General features: G+C 58.7%; 17 protein-coding genes and 1 riboswitch. Of the genes, 5 read left to right on the plus strand and 12 right to left on the minus strand.

Annotated features, from left to right (window positions below; genetic code table 11):
* Window positions 1-14: 14 nt before the first annotated feature.
* Together NKJ00_RS28680 and NKJ00_RS28685 are read right to left on the minus strand one after the other, a co-directional pair.
* Window positions 15-662: a hypothetical protein gene (locus tag NKJ00_RS28680; protein ID WP_023697175.1), complete on the minus strand. Its 648-nt coding sequence runs from the start codon at window positions 660-662 to the stop codon at window positions 15-17.
* Window positions 659-865 carry a ribbon-helix-helix protein, CopG family gene (locus tag NKJ00_RS28685; RefSeq protein ID WP_010913797.1) on the minus strand — a complete coding sequence of 69 codons (207 nt, stop codon included), beginning with the start codon at window positions 863-865 and terminating at the stop codon, window positions 659-661. Before NKJ00_RS28685 ends, NKJ00_RS28680 begins: the two co-directional genes overlap by 4 nt.
* A 150-nt stretch (window positions 866-1,015) precedes the next feature.
* Between NKJ00_RS28685 and NKJ00_RS28690 the strand changes: the two genes are divergently transcribed.
* From NKJ00_RS28690 to NKJ00_RS28700, 3 genes are read left to right on the plus strand one after another with little or no spacing between them, the layout of a single operon-like run.
* Window positions 1,016-1,660: a multiubiquitin domain-containing protein gene (locus NKJ00_RS28690; protein WP_352632133.1), complete on the plus strand. Its 645-nt coding sequence runs from the start codon at window positions 1,016-1,018 to the stop codon at window positions 1,658-1,660.
* Window positions 1,645-2,832, plus strand: a complete 1,188-nt coding sequence (locus tag NKJ00_RS28695) for a ThiF family adenylyltransferase (protein WP_023697173.1) — start codon at window positions 1,645-1,647, stop codon at window positions 2,830-2,832. The genes NKJ00_RS28690 and NKJ00_RS28695 overlap by 16 nt, the downstream gene beginning before the upstream one ends.
* Complete coding sequence (locus NKJ00_RS28700; protein ID WP_032898265.1) at window positions 2,832-3,233, plus strand: ubiquitination-like system serine protease family protein; 402 nt, start codon at window positions 2,832-2,834, stop codon at window positions 3,231-3,233. Before NKJ00_RS28695 ends, NKJ00_RS28700 begins: the two co-directional genes overlap by 1 nt.
* Before the next feature lie 650 nt (window positions 3,234-3,883).
* On the opposite strand, the gene NKJ00_RS28705 is transcribed toward NKJ00_RS28700, so the two are convergent.
* Window positions 3,884-4,303, minus strand: coding sequence for a hypothetical protein (locus NKJ00_RS28705; RefSeq protein WP_245272726.1), 420 nt, complete (start codon window positions 4,301-4,303; stop codon window positions 3,884-3,886).
* 203 nt (window positions 4,304-4,506) lie between these two features.
* Between NKJ00_RS28705 and NKJ00_RS28710 the strand changes: the two genes are divergently transcribed.
* On the plus strand, window positions 4,507-4,680 hold the full coding sequence (locus tag NKJ00_RS28710) for a hypothetical protein (protein ID WP_023778378.1): 174 nt from the start codon (window positions 4,507-4,509) through the stop codon (window positions 4,678-4,680).
* 21 nt (window positions 4,681-4,701) lie between these two features.
* Here the strand turns inward: NKJ00_RS28710 and NKJ00_RS28715 are convergent, their stop codons facing one another.
* From NKJ00_RS28715 to hemA, 8 genes are all read right to left on the minus strand, one after another.
* Window positions 4,702-5,463: a hydroxymethylpyrimidine/phosphomethylpyrimidine kinase gene (locus tag NKJ00_RS28715; RefSeq protein WP_352538849.1), complete on the minus strand. Its 762-nt coding sequence runs from the start codon at window positions 5,461-5,463 to the stop codon at window positions 4,702-4,704.
* Window positions 5,454-6,059, minus strand: coding sequence for a thiamine phosphate synthase (locus NKJ00_RS28720; RefSeq protein WP_352632136.1), 606 nt, complete (start codon window positions 6,057-6,059; stop codon window positions 5,454-5,456). Before NKJ00_RS28720 ends, NKJ00_RS28715 begins: the two co-directional genes overlap by 10 nt.
* Window positions 6,056-6,829, minus strand: coding sequence for a thiazole synthase (locus NKJ00_RS28725; RefSeq protein ID WP_352632138.1), 774 nt, complete (start codon window positions 6,827-6,829; stop codon window positions 6,056-6,058). The genes NKJ00_RS28720 and NKJ00_RS28725 overlap by 4 nt, the downstream gene beginning before the upstream one ends.
* 3 nt (window positions 6,830-6,832) lie before the next feature.
* Window positions 6,833-7,030: a sulfur carrier protein ThiS gene (thiS, locus tag NKJ00_RS28730; protein ID WP_023768632.1), complete on the minus strand. Its 198-nt coding sequence runs from the start codon at window positions 7,028-7,030 to the stop codon at window positions 6,833-6,835.
* Complete coding sequence (thiO, locus tag NKJ00_RS28735; protein WP_023768631.1) at window positions 6,999-8,000, minus strand: glycine oxidase ThiO; 1,002 nt, start codon at window positions 7,998-8,000, stop codon at window positions 6,999-7,001. Before thiO ends, thiS begins: the two co-directional genes overlap by 32 nt.
* Entirely contained in the window at window positions 7,997-9,832 is a 1,836-nt protein-coding gene (gene thiC / locus NKJ00_RS28740) for a phosphomethylpyrimidine synthase ThiC (RefSeq protein WP_023768630.1), read from the minus strand. Before thiC ends, thiO begins: the two co-directional genes overlap by 4 nt.
* Before the next feature lie 103 nt (window positions 9,833-9,935).
* Window positions 9,936-10,052, minus strand: a riboswitch (TPP riboswitch).
* A 223-nt stretch (window positions 10,053-10,275) separates the two neighbouring features.
* Window positions 10,276-11,580 carry an ATP-grasp domain-containing protein gene (locus NKJ00_RS28745; protein WP_352632141.1) on the minus strand — a complete coding sequence of 435 codons (1,305 nt, stop codon included), beginning with the start codon at window positions 11,578-11,580 and terminating at the stop codon, window positions 10,276-10,278.
* A 569-nt stretch (window positions 11,581-12,149) separates the two neighbouring features.
* Entirely contained in the window at window positions 12,150-13,361 is a 1,212-nt protein-coding gene (gene hemA, locus NKJ00_RS28750; RefSeq protein ID WP_352632143.1) for a 5-aminolevulinate synthase, read from the minus strand.
* Window positions 13,362-14,212: 851 nt separating this feature from the next.
* Between hemA and NKJ00_RS28755 the strand changes: the two genes are divergently transcribed.
* The gene (locus NKJ00_RS28755; protein WP_352632145.1) at window positions 14,213-14,881 is read left to right on the plus strand and encodes a GntR family transcriptional regulator; all 669 of its coding nucleotides are present in this window, start codon (window positions 14,213-14,215) and stop codon (window positions 14,879-14,881) included.
* 11 nt (window positions 14,882-14,892) lie between these two features.
* Here the strand turns inward: NKJ00_RS28755 and NKJ00_RS28760 are convergent, their stop codons facing one another.
* On the minus strand, window positions 14,893-15,645 hold the full coding sequence (locus NKJ00_RS28760; RefSeq protein ID WP_286461381.1) for an SDR family NAD(P)-dependent oxidoreductase: 753 nt from the start codon (window positions 15,643-15,645) through the stop codon (window positions 14,893-14,895).
* Window positions 15,646-15,895 lie beyond the last annotated feature (250 nt).

Consider the following 15,895-nt stretch of genomic DNA (forward strand, 5'->3'; position numbering starts at 1 on the left):
GTCGACTCCTCTTGTTAGTGTTGCACGGATAGGAAAGTCGCAGCATCCCTGCTGGAAAGCTCGAAGTATCTAAGTCCTTTATGTACTCCTTCGCTATCCGTTCCGAAATCCGTCATTCCGATCGCATCCCGGTAGAAAACTTCTGCGCCACGAAGTGAATGCAGACCAATTCGGCCACCAAATTCCTCTTCTAGGCTCAAGCTGACGGCCGTACCGATGAGCACACGGCCCGCGCCCTTGTAAGTCGGGTCAGCAACCAACTTTGGTCGGTTCCATGGAGCCGTCGCCAAAAACTCCACGTAGATCAGCGGCGCTCGCTGATGCTCGGGGTGGCGACTGAAGCAATCCTGACCGCCTTTGCGCGTCATCATGATGGCTTGGGTACTGCCACCACATTCAAGCACGAAGAAATCGAACAGGAAGGGGTCGTTCAGCGCAACCAGCGCCTTCTTGCCCCATTCCCAATGGGCGTCTTCAGCATTGACCTCTGCTAACGTCTGAAGGGAAGCCTTAGCCTCCCTCCGACGCAACTCAAAAAGAGGTCGCCAGCGTCCTTCGATATGCGCGAGATTCGTGCTGTCCAAGCCATGATACAGGTGTGCATCTTCGTACAGGCCTGTGGCACGATTTTTGAGAAAGACTCGATCGATCAGCCCTTTCATAGAACCATAAGCTCTACTTTTTCTGATTTATCCGCGCTTTCGACGAACACCTTTTCGCCCCGCGCCAGTCGATCATCGACTGATTTGTAGAGCCGCAGCGCTTGGCGAACGAGTGCGGTTTTAGACAACCCTTTTTCTTCACACATGGTTTCAAGGACGCTCATTTCTGCGTCCGACAAATTAAGCGTCATCGTACGCTTCACAGGCGCTTCTCCCTAACCAGCACTCTCCATGTAGCTATAAAGTCCATACCTGTCAATCAAAAAACAATCATTAATTAGCCAATTAATAGCTAGACATTGGCTAAAAACTCCATATATGATTTGTGCAGAATGAGAAACAAGGAGGGTTCAATGCCTGACGTAACGAACTTTACATATAAGCTGGATGGTCGCGTGATCGCCACCAATGACGCCATAATCTCAGGTCGCGAGGTCCGCACCATCGGCGGGCTCAATCCAGCTAGCGGTTATATTCTCATCCAGATTGCGGACGGGTCGACGCGTTCGATCGGGCTTGAGGAGCCGACCGACCTGCGACAGATGCCGCAGCCTGAGTTCCTTTCATTCGAAGGTAATCGGACCTTCTCCCTCACCGTCAACGAGCGCGGCTGGGAATGGGGGGCGGCCAAACTCTCCGCAGCTGACATCTACCGTTACGCCAGCATCGATGAGGAACTCGAGCTAATCCTGGACAGCGCCGGCGACGCGGTCATTCCCGCTGATGGCGAGGTGACTCTGGGCGGACAGGGAGTCGAGCGCATCCGCAGCCGCGAAGCGAAGACGGTGGTCATCAAAGTCAACGGGCGACCGCGTACGGTGCCCAAGAAAAAGCTCAGCTATCGTGAGGTTGCACTTCTCGCCTACCCTGACGCCGACTTCGAGAAATTCAAGTACACGATAACTTACCTGAAAGGTGTACACGGCGCGGAAGGTGATCTGGTGGAGGGCGAAAAGATCGAAGTCAAGAATGGGATTCTTCAATGTCCGCCGATCTGATAAGTCGTGATCCACATCTGAAGCAACTGCTGGACGAGGGGTTTGAGCTTGAGATGCGCGACCTCGTCCTCCTCGTTCACAGCGTGCCCTATGTGAAGCGGGACATGTCGCTTGGTCGAGGCACACTTGTCTGCACTCTGTCGCTGGATACGGAAGGCCTGACCTCGACTCCACTGACGGACCACACCATGTGGTTCGCCGGCGAGACGCCTTGCCATCGCGATGGCACGCCAATGACAAATATCATCCATAATAGTCAGGAAGCGACTGTGGGGTCGGACATCAAGGTCCACCATTATTTCTCGTCGAAGCCAGAAGGCACCGGCCAGTATGCCAACATTTACGACAAGGTTGTCACCTATGAGTCTCACCTCGGTGCTGCTGCGCGGTCTCACGACAAGACCGCCAACGCGCGTACAGGCGTCACGTTGGCCAGTGCGGAGGACGATAGTCCCTTCGCGATTCCCGATTCTGCGTCAGTCCGCTACGGAATCCTCGCCGCCAACCGCAAACTCAGGGGCAGCATCGCGATCATCGGCCTCGGCGGAACCGGTGCCTATCTGCTCGACCTCGCCGCCAAGACCCGTGTTGCCGAGATCCACATCTACGATGACGACCAGCTTCTCAACCACAATCTTTTCCGTTCGCCTGGTGCTCCCGAACTGGTGCTAGCGAAGAATTTCCCCCGCAAGGTAGATTATTACGCTGCGCTCTACGCGCGCATGCACAAGGGCGTGAAGCCGCACACCACTCGAGTGACGGCTGACAACATTGACGAATTTTCAGCCTATGACTTCGTATTTGTCTGCGTTGATAAGGGATCGTCGCGGCGCGTGATTGCCGAAGGGCTGGTTCGCCTGGGCATTGCATTCGTCGACACTGGCATAGGTATAGGGCTGGACGACAACACGCTCGACGGTTGCGCAAGGGCAACGTTTATTGCCCCTGGCATGCCGTGGGCGGAAGTGGCTACCCATCTGTCGTTCGGTGACGACGACGAAGAGGCCGATGTGTACGGAACCGAAATCCAGATCGCCGAACTCAATTCTTTGAACGCGATTATGGCGGTCATGCGCTGGAAACGCTGGCTGACCTTCTATCGTGATGAGCGCAACGAAAGGAACGCGACATACATGATCGAGGGCAACAATATCACAAACCGGGTGACATGATGGCTCGGGTGGATTGTCTTACAACGGTCTTCGTCGAAGACATTCCGGAACAACTGGAAGACGGTGTCCTTTACGTGTCGCGCGAATGCCACGTCGCGCTGCATAATTGCGCGTGTGGGTGCGGCGAGGAGGTTTCAACACCGCTCGTTCCGACTGAATATGACCTCATTATGGAAGACGAGGGAGCCTCGATATGGCCGTCGATCGGCAATCACGACTTCCCTTGTGGCTCGCACTACATCATTAAAAGCGGCCGCATCCAATGGGCCGGCAAGATGTCTCGCGCGCAGATCGAAGCGGGCCGCGTCCATGACCGTCTGCTCAAGCGCGGCGCCCAGCCGAAGGGGCTCAGGGCCATCGTCGCATGGTTCAAGCGCCTGTGGATCAAGTTCATTGGCTAATCAACGTTTGCCATGGGGTCGGCCGCAATTTGCGGTCGGGCTGGCGCCGACACGGCTGTCCTCCGATTGGCTCCAAGTAGGTCTAGGAAGCCGGTAGTCGTTGATGTTGCAAATCTGAATGAAGGGCAGGTTTCAGGGAAACGGTTACCTGGCGGCGTTGTCCAAATGAGGCGCGAAGCCCGATCTTTCATCCAGGAGCACCCGGACAACGCCGAAACTCGCTCGTCAGGGCCGGAGATCGCTTCGTTTTCTGTGAAGTCGGTCGATTAGGGATTCATTTTGGTCGGTACCCATCCAATTCTGAATGAACCGAATTTGGCGGTCTGACCGGCCGAACAGATAGGTGTCTGCTGACCCAACGACGTGTTCGTTTATTGGCCTAATGCCAAACCCAGACGCTGCCGCGCGCGGGATCATGTCTGTACCGCAATGCGGGCAAGAGCCCCCGAAACCCGCTTGCGGGCGGAATCTTCGCCCATCGACCAATGCGTTACGCATGGCACCTTTCCCGGCAATGCAGATATGTGGCAGAATTTATGGCCGGGAGCGGGAGCGAAGATATATGCGAGGGTAAAACCTTGGCATGCTTATCGTTGGGCGCGATCACTGAGAATGGCCTTTCAAACCAATCAGGAACCTGTTGCTGCCACCTACGGCATTGCCGGGACGTCGCGCCAGAACGCGACAATCGCGTCTGAGAACGTCTGGAACTGGTCATCGCTCACCTTGAGGTGCGTGTGGTTCAGCAGTTTCTCTGACCACGGCGGCCGAGTGCCTTTGAGCGGATCGTCTAGATACTCGGAGCAGGTTTTCTTCAGGTCATCCAGCGATTTTCCGGCGCCGTGCTTGTAGACGTTGACCACCAACCGGCACGCATCGAGCGTCTTGAAGTAGTCCGTGCTTCGGACTTTCCAGCCGAAACTTTCCAGGAGGTCTGCAATCTTGGCGAAATCCGCTGACCAGACCTTCGCAGCTGCCGTATCCCCTCGATGCCAGTTTCGTAATTCGCGGACCAGCCAGTCCCGCAGCTGTTTGTCCCACTCGTGGAACATCCCTGCGGTGACACTCAACCGGGTTTGGTCGCGTATGCCGCTCAGGAGCTGGTAGAACTCAATGCCGGCGTCGCGAGCAGCCTCGTAGAAATCCCCGGAATCGTCTCAAACCGGCCTTTGCTTTGCTCCAGCACTGCGGGGCCAGATCCGGCGGCCCCCGCCGCGCTGAAATGCCTCGCTCCTGCGGCCTCACACTCGCCAGGAGGCACAAGTGCATCCCCATGCGTGACTGGCAGTGCGCTTCGCCGCAGGAAGAGTCCCGTTACTTTCCCGGCCTGGCAGGGCAGCTTGTCTCGGCGCCGCTGAATTCCGATCTGCAAAGCGGCCTCATCCCGTCACGCGCTGTGAAAAAAGGGCAGGAGGGCTACGGCTTCCATTTCAGCGTCAGCCGCTGAACGCTTGAGCCGGCTCTACGGCTATTCGGCTGGGGTTTTCCGAAGCTTTTCTAACACAAAGAGCTTGCCCTGGCGCACGGCGTACTCGATTGATTGCGCCTTCGCCAGATGTGCCGCAATCGAGCTGGCCAGCATGCAGCCCGTCCCGCGCATCGATGCGGCAAGACGCGGCGTGTCAAAGCGGACTGGTTCGTGATCGGGGCGCAACAGAATATCGGTTGATTGCGGTCCCGATGCATGGCCGCCCTTGATCAGCAGAGCCCGCGCGCCGGCTGCCAGCAATTCTTGGCCTTGCCACACTACGCCGTCCTCATCCACTGCCCGCTCCGAGCCAACAAGGAGTGCCAGCTCGAAGAGATTGGGGGTGACCAGACGGCAAAATGGCATCAGATCGCATTTCAGGGCGGCGATGGCGCCGGCTTCCAGGAGCGCCCGGCCTGACGTCGAGGCCAGCACCGGGTCGAGCACTGCCGGCACCTGCGGATTTTCGCGCAGCACTCCGGCAACCGCAATGACGATCTCCACCGTGGCGAGCATCCCGATCTTGATGGCCGCCACTTTGTTGGCCTGCAACCCCGCACGCATCTGACCGGCCACCAGACCGGGTTGCATAGAGTGGATTTCCATGACCGCATGGTGCGTCTGCACTGTTAGCGCGGTGACAGCAAGGCAGGTGCGCACGCCAATGGAAGAGATCGTCTCGATATCGCGTGCAATTCCAGCCCCACCGCTGGAGTCTGATCCGCCGACCACGAGCACATGCGGTTCTCGCCTCAGCGCCATGGCTTTGTCTTTTCGATCCATTCTCGCGTGCGCGCTTCGGGATCGGCATTAAACGTGATGTCGGTGACCACCGCCGCGGTGTCCGCACCGGCCTCGAAGACACCGTCGAGCCGGTCGGGGTTGAGGCCGCCGATGGCGACCAATGGGATCGGCGCCACCCTATGCTTCCACTCGCTGATCCGCTCGAGCCCTTGCGGCGCCCATTTCATCTGCTTCAGGATGGTGGGATAGATGGGGCCGAGCGCGATATAGTCGGGCTCGGCAGCGATGGCCGTTTCCAGTTCGAGATGATCGTGCGTGGAAAGCCCGAGCTTCAATCCGGCGTACTTAATCGCCAGCAGGTCGGCCGCAGCCAAATCCTCCTGGCCGAGATGGACGAAGTCGCAGCCTTCCTCGATTGCCGCGCGCCAATAGTCGTTGACGATCAGTTGGCAACCATGGACCGCGCAGACGCCGTTCGCGCGGCGGATTTCCGTCCGCAGCGTGGCCTCGTCCCTATCCTTGATGCGCAACTGAACCATCTTAACGCCAAGCGGCACCAGCCGTTCGATCCAGGCGGCGCTGTCGAGGATCAGGTAGAAGGGATCGAGCTTCATGAAAAAACTGCCCTGCCAATTGTCGGCGTCGACGGCACGGCGACGTCGCGCGGTTCGAGCATTCCCGAGCTGAAAGCTTCACGACCGGCCTCGACCGCCTTGCCGAACGCACGCGCCATGCCGACCGGATCGGCCGCCTTGGCAACCGCGGTGTTCAGGAGAACGGCATCAAAGCCGAGTTCCATGACAGTCGCCGCGTGTGACGGCCGCCCGAGCCCTGCATCCACAATCAGAGGTACCTCAGGGAAATGTGCGCGCATCGAGCGCAGCGCCGGAATGTTGACCGGCCCGAGGGCGGAACCGATCGGTGCACACCAGGGCATCAAGACCTTGCAGCCCGCCTCCAGCAGCCGCTCGGCGACGACAAGGTCATCTGTGGTATAGGGGAATACAGCAAAACCGTCCTCGCACAGGATGCGGGCGGCTTCGACCAGACCGAAAACATCCGGCTGCAGCGTGTCATGGTTGCCGATCACTTCGAGCTTGACCCAGTTCGTACCGAAGACTTCGCGCGCCATCTTCGCGGTCGTGACAGCTTCCTTGACGGAGTGGCAGCCAGCAGTGTTGGGCAGGATTCTGACGCCGAGCGATCGGATCAACGACCAGAATTTTTCGCCGGCCCTGCCGCCTGCCATCTCTCGGCGCAACGAGACGGTCACCACCGCCGTGCCCGAAGCCCTGACTGCATCGGCAAGGATGGCCGGCGAAGGATATTGAGCCGTGCCAAGAAGCAGGCGCGACGGAAGCTCGGCTCCATAAAGCTCGATCATGGCCTAGCCGCCCTGCATGGGCGAGAGGATTTCAATCCGGTCGCCGTCGTTCAACTGGAATTCCGCCCGGTTGGATTTGTGCACGAGGTCATTGTTGACGGCCGTCGCCAGCCAATCGCCCTCATAGTCAAGCGCGGCAAGCAGCGCCTCCAGCGTTGTGGCGGCAACCTCATGCGCTTCGCCGTTGACCATCAGTTTCATGAGCAAGCTCCTTCGTTCTGTCGTGACTGAAAACCAGGTCGGCAGTCTGGCGCGCCATGGCGGGAGCCAGGAGAAAACCGTGACGATAGAGCCCGTTGATCGCGATGATTTCACCGTTCGTTTCGACGCGCGGCAAATTGTCGGGAAAGGCTGGGCGGACGCCGACACCGGTTTCAACGATCTCGGCCTCGCCAAAGGCCGGGTGGAGGGCATAGGCGGTACCCAGCAGCTCCATCATGGAACGCGCCGTCACCGGTCCGGCGCTCTGGCTTTCAATCATCGTCGCTCCGATCATGAAACGGTGATCGGTGCGCGGCACGGCATAAAGCGGAAAGCGTAGATGAAGCAAACGGACCGGCCGCGACAGCGAGACATCAGGCGTGCGAAGAATCAGCATTTCGCCGCGAACACCGCGCAGCCTGTCATCGGCCGCTGCCATTCCCATACAGTCTATCTGACGGGCGAAACCCGAAACAGGCCGGGCGTCGCAGCCGAAGTGGAATTTGACACCCATGGTCGCAAGCTTGTCATGAAGTGCCGCCATCGCCGGGCGTGGGTCGAGGTGAGCCTCGTCGGGGAAGAGCAATCCGCGGCGGAAGCGGCCGGCTAAGTCGGGCTCCAGCAAGGCAATTTCATCTTCCTCGACGCGCCGATAGCCCGTCGTGCGGCTGGCGAACCGGTCGAGCTCGCCCGCATCGCGCGGCGCGGCCAAGACCAGCGTTCCCCGTCGTGCTACCAAGCCGGGCGTTGCGGCGTCCCACCAGTCGGCGGCGTCGCGTCCGAGATCCAGCACCGGCTGCTCGGCGCTTTCACGCTCGCACCACGGCGCCAACATGCCACCGGCGAACCACGACGCATTGCCGCCAAGGGCAGGCCTTGTCTCGGCAACGGTAACCACCGCGCCGCGTGCGGCGAACTCGAAGGCGACGGTGAGGCCGGCAACGCCGGCCCCTTTGACCAAGACCTTCATGATGGCTCACGTGGCTGAGGTATGAGCGGCGCGCCGGTCTCGTCCGCCGGCAGGTAGAGATCGCCGCCCTCGCGGTATTTCGCCGCCATCGCCGCCATGCCCTCTTTCTGCGCCTCGGCACGGATGTCGTGAGAGATACGCATCGAGCAGAATTTCGGTCCGCACATCGAGCAGAAATGCGCCACCTTGTGCGCTTCCTTGGGCAAAGTCTGGTCGTGGAAGGACCGCGCCGTTTCCGGATCGAGCGACAGGTTGAACTGGTCCTCCCAGCGGAACTCGAAGCGCGCGCGGGAAAGCGCATCATCCCTGACTTTCGCTGCCGGATGGCCCTTCGCCAGGTCGGCGGCGTGGGCGGCGATCTTGTAGGTGATCACGCCGATCTTGACGTCGTTGCGATCGGGAAGGCCGAGATGCTCCTTCGGCGTGACGTAACAGAGCATGGCGGTGCCGAACCAGCCGATCATGGCGGCCCCAATGCCTGAGGTGATGTGGTCGTAGCCCGGCGCGATGTCGGTTGTCAGCGGTCCAAGCGTATAGAAGGGCGCTTCGCCGCAGACAGCGAGCTGCTTGTCCATGTTCGCCTTGATCTTGTGCATCGGCACGTGGCCGGGGCCCTCGATCATCACCTGGCAATCCTTCGCCCAGGCGATCTGCGTCAGCTCGCCGAGCGTCTCCAACTCGGCGAACTGCGCCGCGTCGTTGGCATCGGCGATCGAGCCGGGACGAAGGCCGTCGCCGAGCGAGAAGGACACGTCATAGGCTCTGGCGATGTCGCAGATCTCCGCGAAGTGCTCGTAGAGGAAGCTTTCCCGGTGATGGTGCAGGCACCATTTTGCCATGATCGACCCGCCGCGCGAGACGATGCCGGTGACCCGGTCGACGGTCAGCGGGATGTAATGCAGCCGCACGCCGGCGTGGATGGTGAAATAGTCGACGCCCTGCTCGGCCTGTTCGATCAGCGTGTCGCGGTACACCTCCCAGGTCAGATCCTCGGCAATGCCGCCAACCTTCTCGAGCGCCTGGTAGAGTGGCACCGTGCCGATCGGCACCGGTGCGTTGCGCACGATCCAGTCCCGGATGTTGTGAATGTTGCGGCCGGTCGACAGGTCCATCACCGTATCGGCGCCCCAGCGAATCGCCCAGACCATCTTTTCGACCTCTTCGGCCATCGACGATGTGACGGCGGAGTTGCCGATGTTGGCGTTGATCTTGACCAGAAAATTGCGACCGATGATCATCGGCTCGCTCTCGGGATGGTTGATGTTGGCGGGAATGATCGCCCGTCCGCGCGCCACCTCGTCGCGGACGAATTCGGGTGTGACGAAATCGGGCAGCATCGCGCCGAAAGCCTCGCCGTCGCGCTCAAGCTTGCCGTGCAGGATCTCGCGACCAAGGTTCTCGCGGATGGCGACGAACTCCATTTCGGGTGTGATGATGCCGGCGCGTGCATAGGCAAGCTGCGTCACCGCCTTGCCTGCTTTGGCCCTGAGCGGTCGGTGGCGGATGGGAAATTCTGGCGTCAGGCGTTCGCCCGTCGCGAAACCGTTGTCCTCCGGCCGGACGTGGCGGCCGTCACAGTCCTCGACATCGCCGCGCGCCAAGATCCATTCGTGGCGAAGCCGGGCCAGGCCTTTTTGGATGCTGGTTTCGACAGCCGGATCGGTATAGGAGCCCGACGGGTCGTAGACGGTGACGGGCGGTTCGCTGGCTGTCGGATGGACGGAGATTTCGCGCATCGGCACCCTGATCTGCGGGTGGATGGCACCGGGCTTGTGGATCTTACGCGAAGCAGGCAGCGGTCCCGTCGACACGGCGGGGGTGAGGGCATTCATCTTGAGGCTCCTTTGCTCATGCATTGGAGACCCAGTTCTGTGCCGGAAGGATGAAAAGACGCTTCTGTCTACCTGCCGAAACAGGACCTCGGGCGTGAACTCCCGCAGAGCGCTTGCACCGTCCCTACGCCAGTATGAACTGGATCAGGTTCAACGGGTCACTGCGCCGCGAAAGCCAGCAGTATCTCAGCCCCTTGCCGGGACTCCCCTGGTGAATGCCTCAAGTTGAACGGGCCGGGGTTGTCTTGTCAAGCGCGTGTTCGTCCTGCGGCGGCGGTGGGCGGCAATCAAATTGGGCCCAAATTGGGCCGACGGCCTCGCCACGGGTCGCGGAGAAGTTCCGCGGGAGGTAGGGCAGGTGTGGCCAAAGCTGCATTTGCCTCGTCAAACTTGATGTGACATTGACGTAGACGGAACTGCTGCGTTTCAAGGATCTTAAGCCGTCAATGCCTGATCGGAACAGAACTGGTGGACCGCCCGAACGCCCCACAAACATCGTGCTCTCGATCACCTCCTATTGTCGCCGGAAAAGGGGTGATCGACCAATCGATCAAGGCGACCGCTCGCTGAAGGGCGCCCTCGGTTTCAGCACGGCTGGGTGAAGTGGCAATGACATGTCCAATCCAGTCTCGGAAATCCCCCTTCCTGACGATCGGTGTCTTGGGTTCAACATTCAATTTGACCTCGGCCACACCTGATATAGCAGCTGCCTGAGTGTCGCCACCAATCCAGTCCAGGGTGCCATCTTGATCAGGAAGCAGGAATCGCGCGGCCGCAGTATGCGAATGCTTTTTGCGCAGATCCCATTCCTCGCCAATGACAAGCTTGATGTGCTCGGTGACGAGGTCGACACCGTAAGCTAACTGGACCAGTTGAGGGTCGGGCGCGCCACTAAGACGCGGATTGACTTCAATGACAACTGGACCGCGTTTCGTGCACCGGAGTTCAATGTTAGTTGGCCCCCAGCCAAGGCCGAGAGCCCGCAAACAGCTCAGCGAAACATCGGCGATGCGCTCACGCTCCTGATCGGTTAGCAGGGCCGGATATGTCACCTCACGTATGACGAAATGGGGGAGGGGACCAAAGTCATTGGCGCAAATCGCAACGACCTCATTCCCCATAACATTAATGCTATATAACGGGCCCTGTGCGAATTCTTCGACGAGTATTTTCGGTGTAGACCGCCATATGTGCTTTCCGCCCAATAGATAGGTCGTATGTTCGGCTACGTCTTCGAGGCTGCGGCACAATCGGACACCGATGCTGCCGCTGCCTACTGCCGGCTTAAGAATCACGGGCAGGCCGATCTCTGCAGCCGAGCTTTCTACCTCCGCCGCATTCGTTGCTAACCGATAAGCCGGTATTGGAACGCCGGCCTGCGCGAGGAGTTGGCGTTGCTTGAATTTGTCGCAGCTTCGTTCAATCGATTCAGGGTTCGGCCCCGGTAGATCGAAATGCCGGCAAAGCTTGCCAACTGTCGCATAGATCGATTCATGGTCCCCGGCAAAGCCAGTAATGCCAGCAATGTCGTGGGTAGCACGCAGCCGCGAACATTCGCGGACCAACGCTTCGAGATTGCCAGTGTCGACACGGATTGCCTCAACGTTTTCCGCCGAAAGATAGTCGTACCGAGGTGGATCAGCCGTCAGAGTAATTGGATGAAGACCAAGACACTGAGCCGCTTGGACGTATAGCTGACCAGTACCCCTATGGCCTTCGACCAATATGAGCGCTCTTCTTCTTACCATTGCTGTTAATCCCGATGTTGCGTGCTGGCGGCGGTCCGAGGGTACCGGCGTCACTTTTATGGCCGTGCCGGACCTCCGACTCGCGGTGCCGTACCATTGTCAACGACTGACGGTTGTAAAAATCTTGTAAATTGATTTGAAGGATCTGTTGCAGCGTTGTTGATTAGGGCGGCGTCGGAGGCTTGCTCCGTTCAAACTGGTTAGCTGGGGTTGGTGTGTGATCCCGTGGGCCTGGGCGTGACCTACCCCTCGGGTAGGGCACGCCAAGCCACATCAAACTCGCAGCACAAGAACATGCGCTCTGGTCATACCGGCTCATGGTGAGCCCTGAATCTGGAACCGGCCCGATGTGTAAGCAGCGAGTCGTCAAACGGCCCCATTCAATCATGGAGTCACATCATTTAAGATCGCGAAAGCTGTCATTGCGGGTTACGGAACTGCTTTCCGATGACATTCGAAGATGCGATCGGGCGTCAGAACCGGATCGCGGACCGCCGCTTCCACCTCGGCGAGCCCGGCTGATATAATCAGGTCTGAGGCTGCGCGCCCTGTCGTTCCCAGCATTTACATTAGGCAGCCTTGCCAAGATTGTCCCGCTGCAGAACCTGCCTGAGCGCATCGACGAACGTCCGAATATCTGTCGTACTATGGGCAGGCGTAACCGTCACCCTGAACCGCTCGGTTCCCACCGGAACACTCGGCGCCAGAATTGGCTGAACGTATATTCCATGCTGATCTAGAAGCTGGCGGGACGCTTCCTTGCAACGGAATGGATCACCAATAAGCACAGGAATGATGTGGCTTCGGGTCGGCATGACGGGGATGCCCGCCTCTTTCAGCAATCCGACTAAAAGTTTCGTTTTCAGGTGCAGATCAATTCGTTCTGAATCTGAATCGCGAAGATGGCGCAGCGCTGCCAGCGCACCAGCCGCAAGCGCTGGCGCAAGCGCCGTGGTGAAAATGAAACCGATCGAGAAGCTTCGTATGCTGTCAACAATGGAGGCAGGTCCGGTCACATAACCCCCCATCGAGCCGAACGCCTTACCTAGCGTTCCTTCGATGATGGTTGGACGATCCATGATGCCAAGTTCCGCGGCAATGCCGGCGCCTTTCGGACCGTACATTCCAGATGCATGAACTTCATCCAGAAACGTCATTGCGCCAAATTCGTCCGCCATGTCACAGATATCTTTGATCGGTGAAATGTCACCGTCCATTGAATATACCGATTCAAAAACAATGATCTTGGGTCTTGCAGGATTTACACTGCGCAGAAGCTCCCGCAAATGCGCAACGTCGTTATGCCGGAAGACGCGCTTTTCGGCCCGGCTGTTGCGGCATCCACTAATAAGTGAAGCGTGGTTGTGCTCGTCAGAAAAAATAATTGTGTCCGGCATCAAAGATGCCAATGTACTCAATGATGAATCGTTTGAGCTGAAGCCGGAAACAAAAATCAACCCTGCTTCCTTATTGTGGAAACCTGCAAGCTCCCGCTCGAGCAACACGTGATAATGGTTGGTGCCACCAATGTTGCGGGATCCTCCCGATCCTGCGCCGTTGGCATCGATGGCGCGCTTCATTGCCGATAGCACTTTGGGGTGCTGCCCCATACCGAGATAATCATTAGTGCACCAAATGGTTATCTCTTTTCGGCCGTCGGGCCTATTGAGCCAGGCCTTTGGGAAGTTGCCAGACTGACGCTCCAGATCGGCAAATTCACGATACCCGCCACGGCCTTTGAGTTGCTCGATTCTTCCGGCGAAATACTGCACATAATCCAAATCAATCTCCTGTTGGGAAGCCGTTCTTCGGCGCGCTCAGTGCTGCTTCACAGCGCACCTGCGCCGGCCCATCGCGTCGCATCCCTCGACAAGCACCAGCAAGATTGGATTTCGACTACGCGCTTGATCTTGCGGGGGTTTCGGGCGCTCCAGCTAATTCGGGTAACGCGCCCCAAAGTGCAAGTGAAGAGAATGTTAAATCTATTTGTTACTAAAATGTCTGAAATTGCATGAGTGTCGCAAGCGATTTCATAATTCTGGCCAGTCGTCGTTCGATTCCTGTCGCGGCCTTGTCAGAGCTGCGCTCGGCGGGCTTTCGGGCCCGAGAGCCGCAATGCGCGAGGGCCGCGTCTTGTCGCGCAACAGCCCTTGAAGCCCTTCGGCGGCGAAACGCTCTGCAAACGCCATACGCAGCTTTTGGACTTGCTGGCCTGCCGGATCATCTTGACGGTGCCGACGTCATCGTCGGTCCAGCCGGTTCGGAGTCGCCTCAGAATCGGAAATTTCTGCCCATCAGACTGGAAATTGACATGTAAGCTTCCCGGCTCCTTCAGATGTCATCATCTCTCGCACACCAACTCATGCCACGCAGATGAGATCGCGCCTTTTTCTGTCGTCACATTCCATTGTCAGAATCGGAAAAGAAGGGTCTCCTTGTTTTTTATAAAAACAAAATTTCACAAAAAATTATAAAAACGGACATGTTTGCTGCAGACAATTAACGTGCACGTACTTGTTTGCCGCTGAGTAACAAAATATAGGCAGCAATTATAGGTTATAAACGTAGTGAAACGCGTCAATCGACATTTCCGTAGAGCTGCAGCAGAGACGAGGGGAGTCCCATGGGCCCTATGAAGATGCAGCCCGAGGAGATGGGCAGCCTGTCCGCGCGGATTTACAGCAAGGTGCGGGATGGCTTGATCATCGGCAATTTCGCGCCGGGCGATCGTCTCCTTATGCAGGATCTTGCCGAGCAGCTCGGAACCAGCATTACGCCGGTGCGCGAAGCCTGTCTGCGGCTCGTCAGCGAGCAGGCGCTCGAGTTGCGCTCCGGCAGGTTCGCCGCGGTGCCAGACCTCAGCCGCGCCCGCTACATTCAGATCAAGCTGATCCGCGTGGCACTTGAAGGGCTTGCGGCAGAACACGCTGCCGACCATTTTGCCCCCGCCGATCTCGAACAGCTTGAGACCTTCCGCGCCTCATTTGTAGAGAGCCATAAGGCCGGTAATATCAAGGAAGCGCGATCCTCCAATCGCGCATTCCACTTCGGCGTCTACCGCCTGTCGCGTATGCCGATGCTGATCGAACAGATCGAAAGCATGTGGGCCTCGATGGGTCCAATCCTTAACGTTTACGAGCGGGAAATTCCGCGCGGGTACACCGGCGCGGAAGAACATGACCATCTCATCGAGGCCTTGAGGGCTGGCGACAGGAAGAGGGCCCGCGAGGCGATCGAGAACGACATCCAGCGAGGCTCACATGGTTTTCTGCGCTATTTCGACGAGCGCGGCTCCGGCTGAGCTGAATTGCCCTAAGCACCATCGATCTGCGCGACGCGCGGTGTGCGCAGGCCGGCTGTTTCCCCGCCGTCTACAGTCACCACCGTGCCGTTGACATAGCTCGATTGATTCGAAAGTAACCAAGCGACCACATCAGCGATCTCTTCAGGGGCACCGAAGCGGTTGGCAGGGATCCGCAGTTCGAGCTGCTTCTTGCGCAGTGCATCGCTTATGATGTTGCCCATCATGCGTGTTTCGATCTGGCCGGGGCAGACAGCGTTGAAGCGGATCTCCTCGCCGAACTCCAGCGCGAGGGCCTGCGTCAGCCCGATGACCGCGGCCTTTGAGGCGCAGTAGGCAGCGAGCCCTTCTTCGCCCGTCTTTCCGGCGATGCTGGCCATGTTGACGACTGAACCCCTCCCGAGCCGCAAGCCGTCCAGCGCATGACGGATGAAGAAAAAGACGCTGCGTGCATTAACCGCAAGGACCTCATCCCAATCGTCCTGGGTGGCGGTGGCGAAGGCAATGCGCTTCGACATGCCGGCATTGTTCACGAGCCCCGCGAGCCGGCCGTTGCCAAGTTCAAGCGCACGGTCGACGACACGGCGGCAATCGTCTTCACGGATGATGTCACCGGCAACGAACGTGACACCGTGATTGGCGCGTTCGAGCGCCGCGCCCGCTTCTGCATCTCGGCCGGTCGCCACCACTCTGGAACCGGCAGACGCAAGTTTCTCCACGCAGGCCCGCCCAATCCCGTGCGTGGCGCCTGTTACGATGATCATTCCAATTCACTCCATTACGTATTTGGCAACCGCACAGTTTGGGGGGCTCGCTTTTGGGCCAATCCCCGCCCATCAAATGATGACGAACAACGTTGTCGTCACCTAGGATCAGTGGATCAAGTTGTGACGCAGGTTAAAGCCGGTGGACTGGCCCAAGCGCCGGGCCGTCGGCCCAACGGCTAGATTGGCGATACTGCGCATGTGGCCATGTCTTTCCTCGCGTGATGGGGTGTTCCCTAGAAGCGGAGCG

Source organism: Mesorhizobium sp. M0227 (genome assembly GCF_040321855.1).
Lineage (GTDB): Bacteria > Pseudomonadota > Alphaproteobacteria > Rhizobiales > Rhizobiaceae > Mesorhizobium.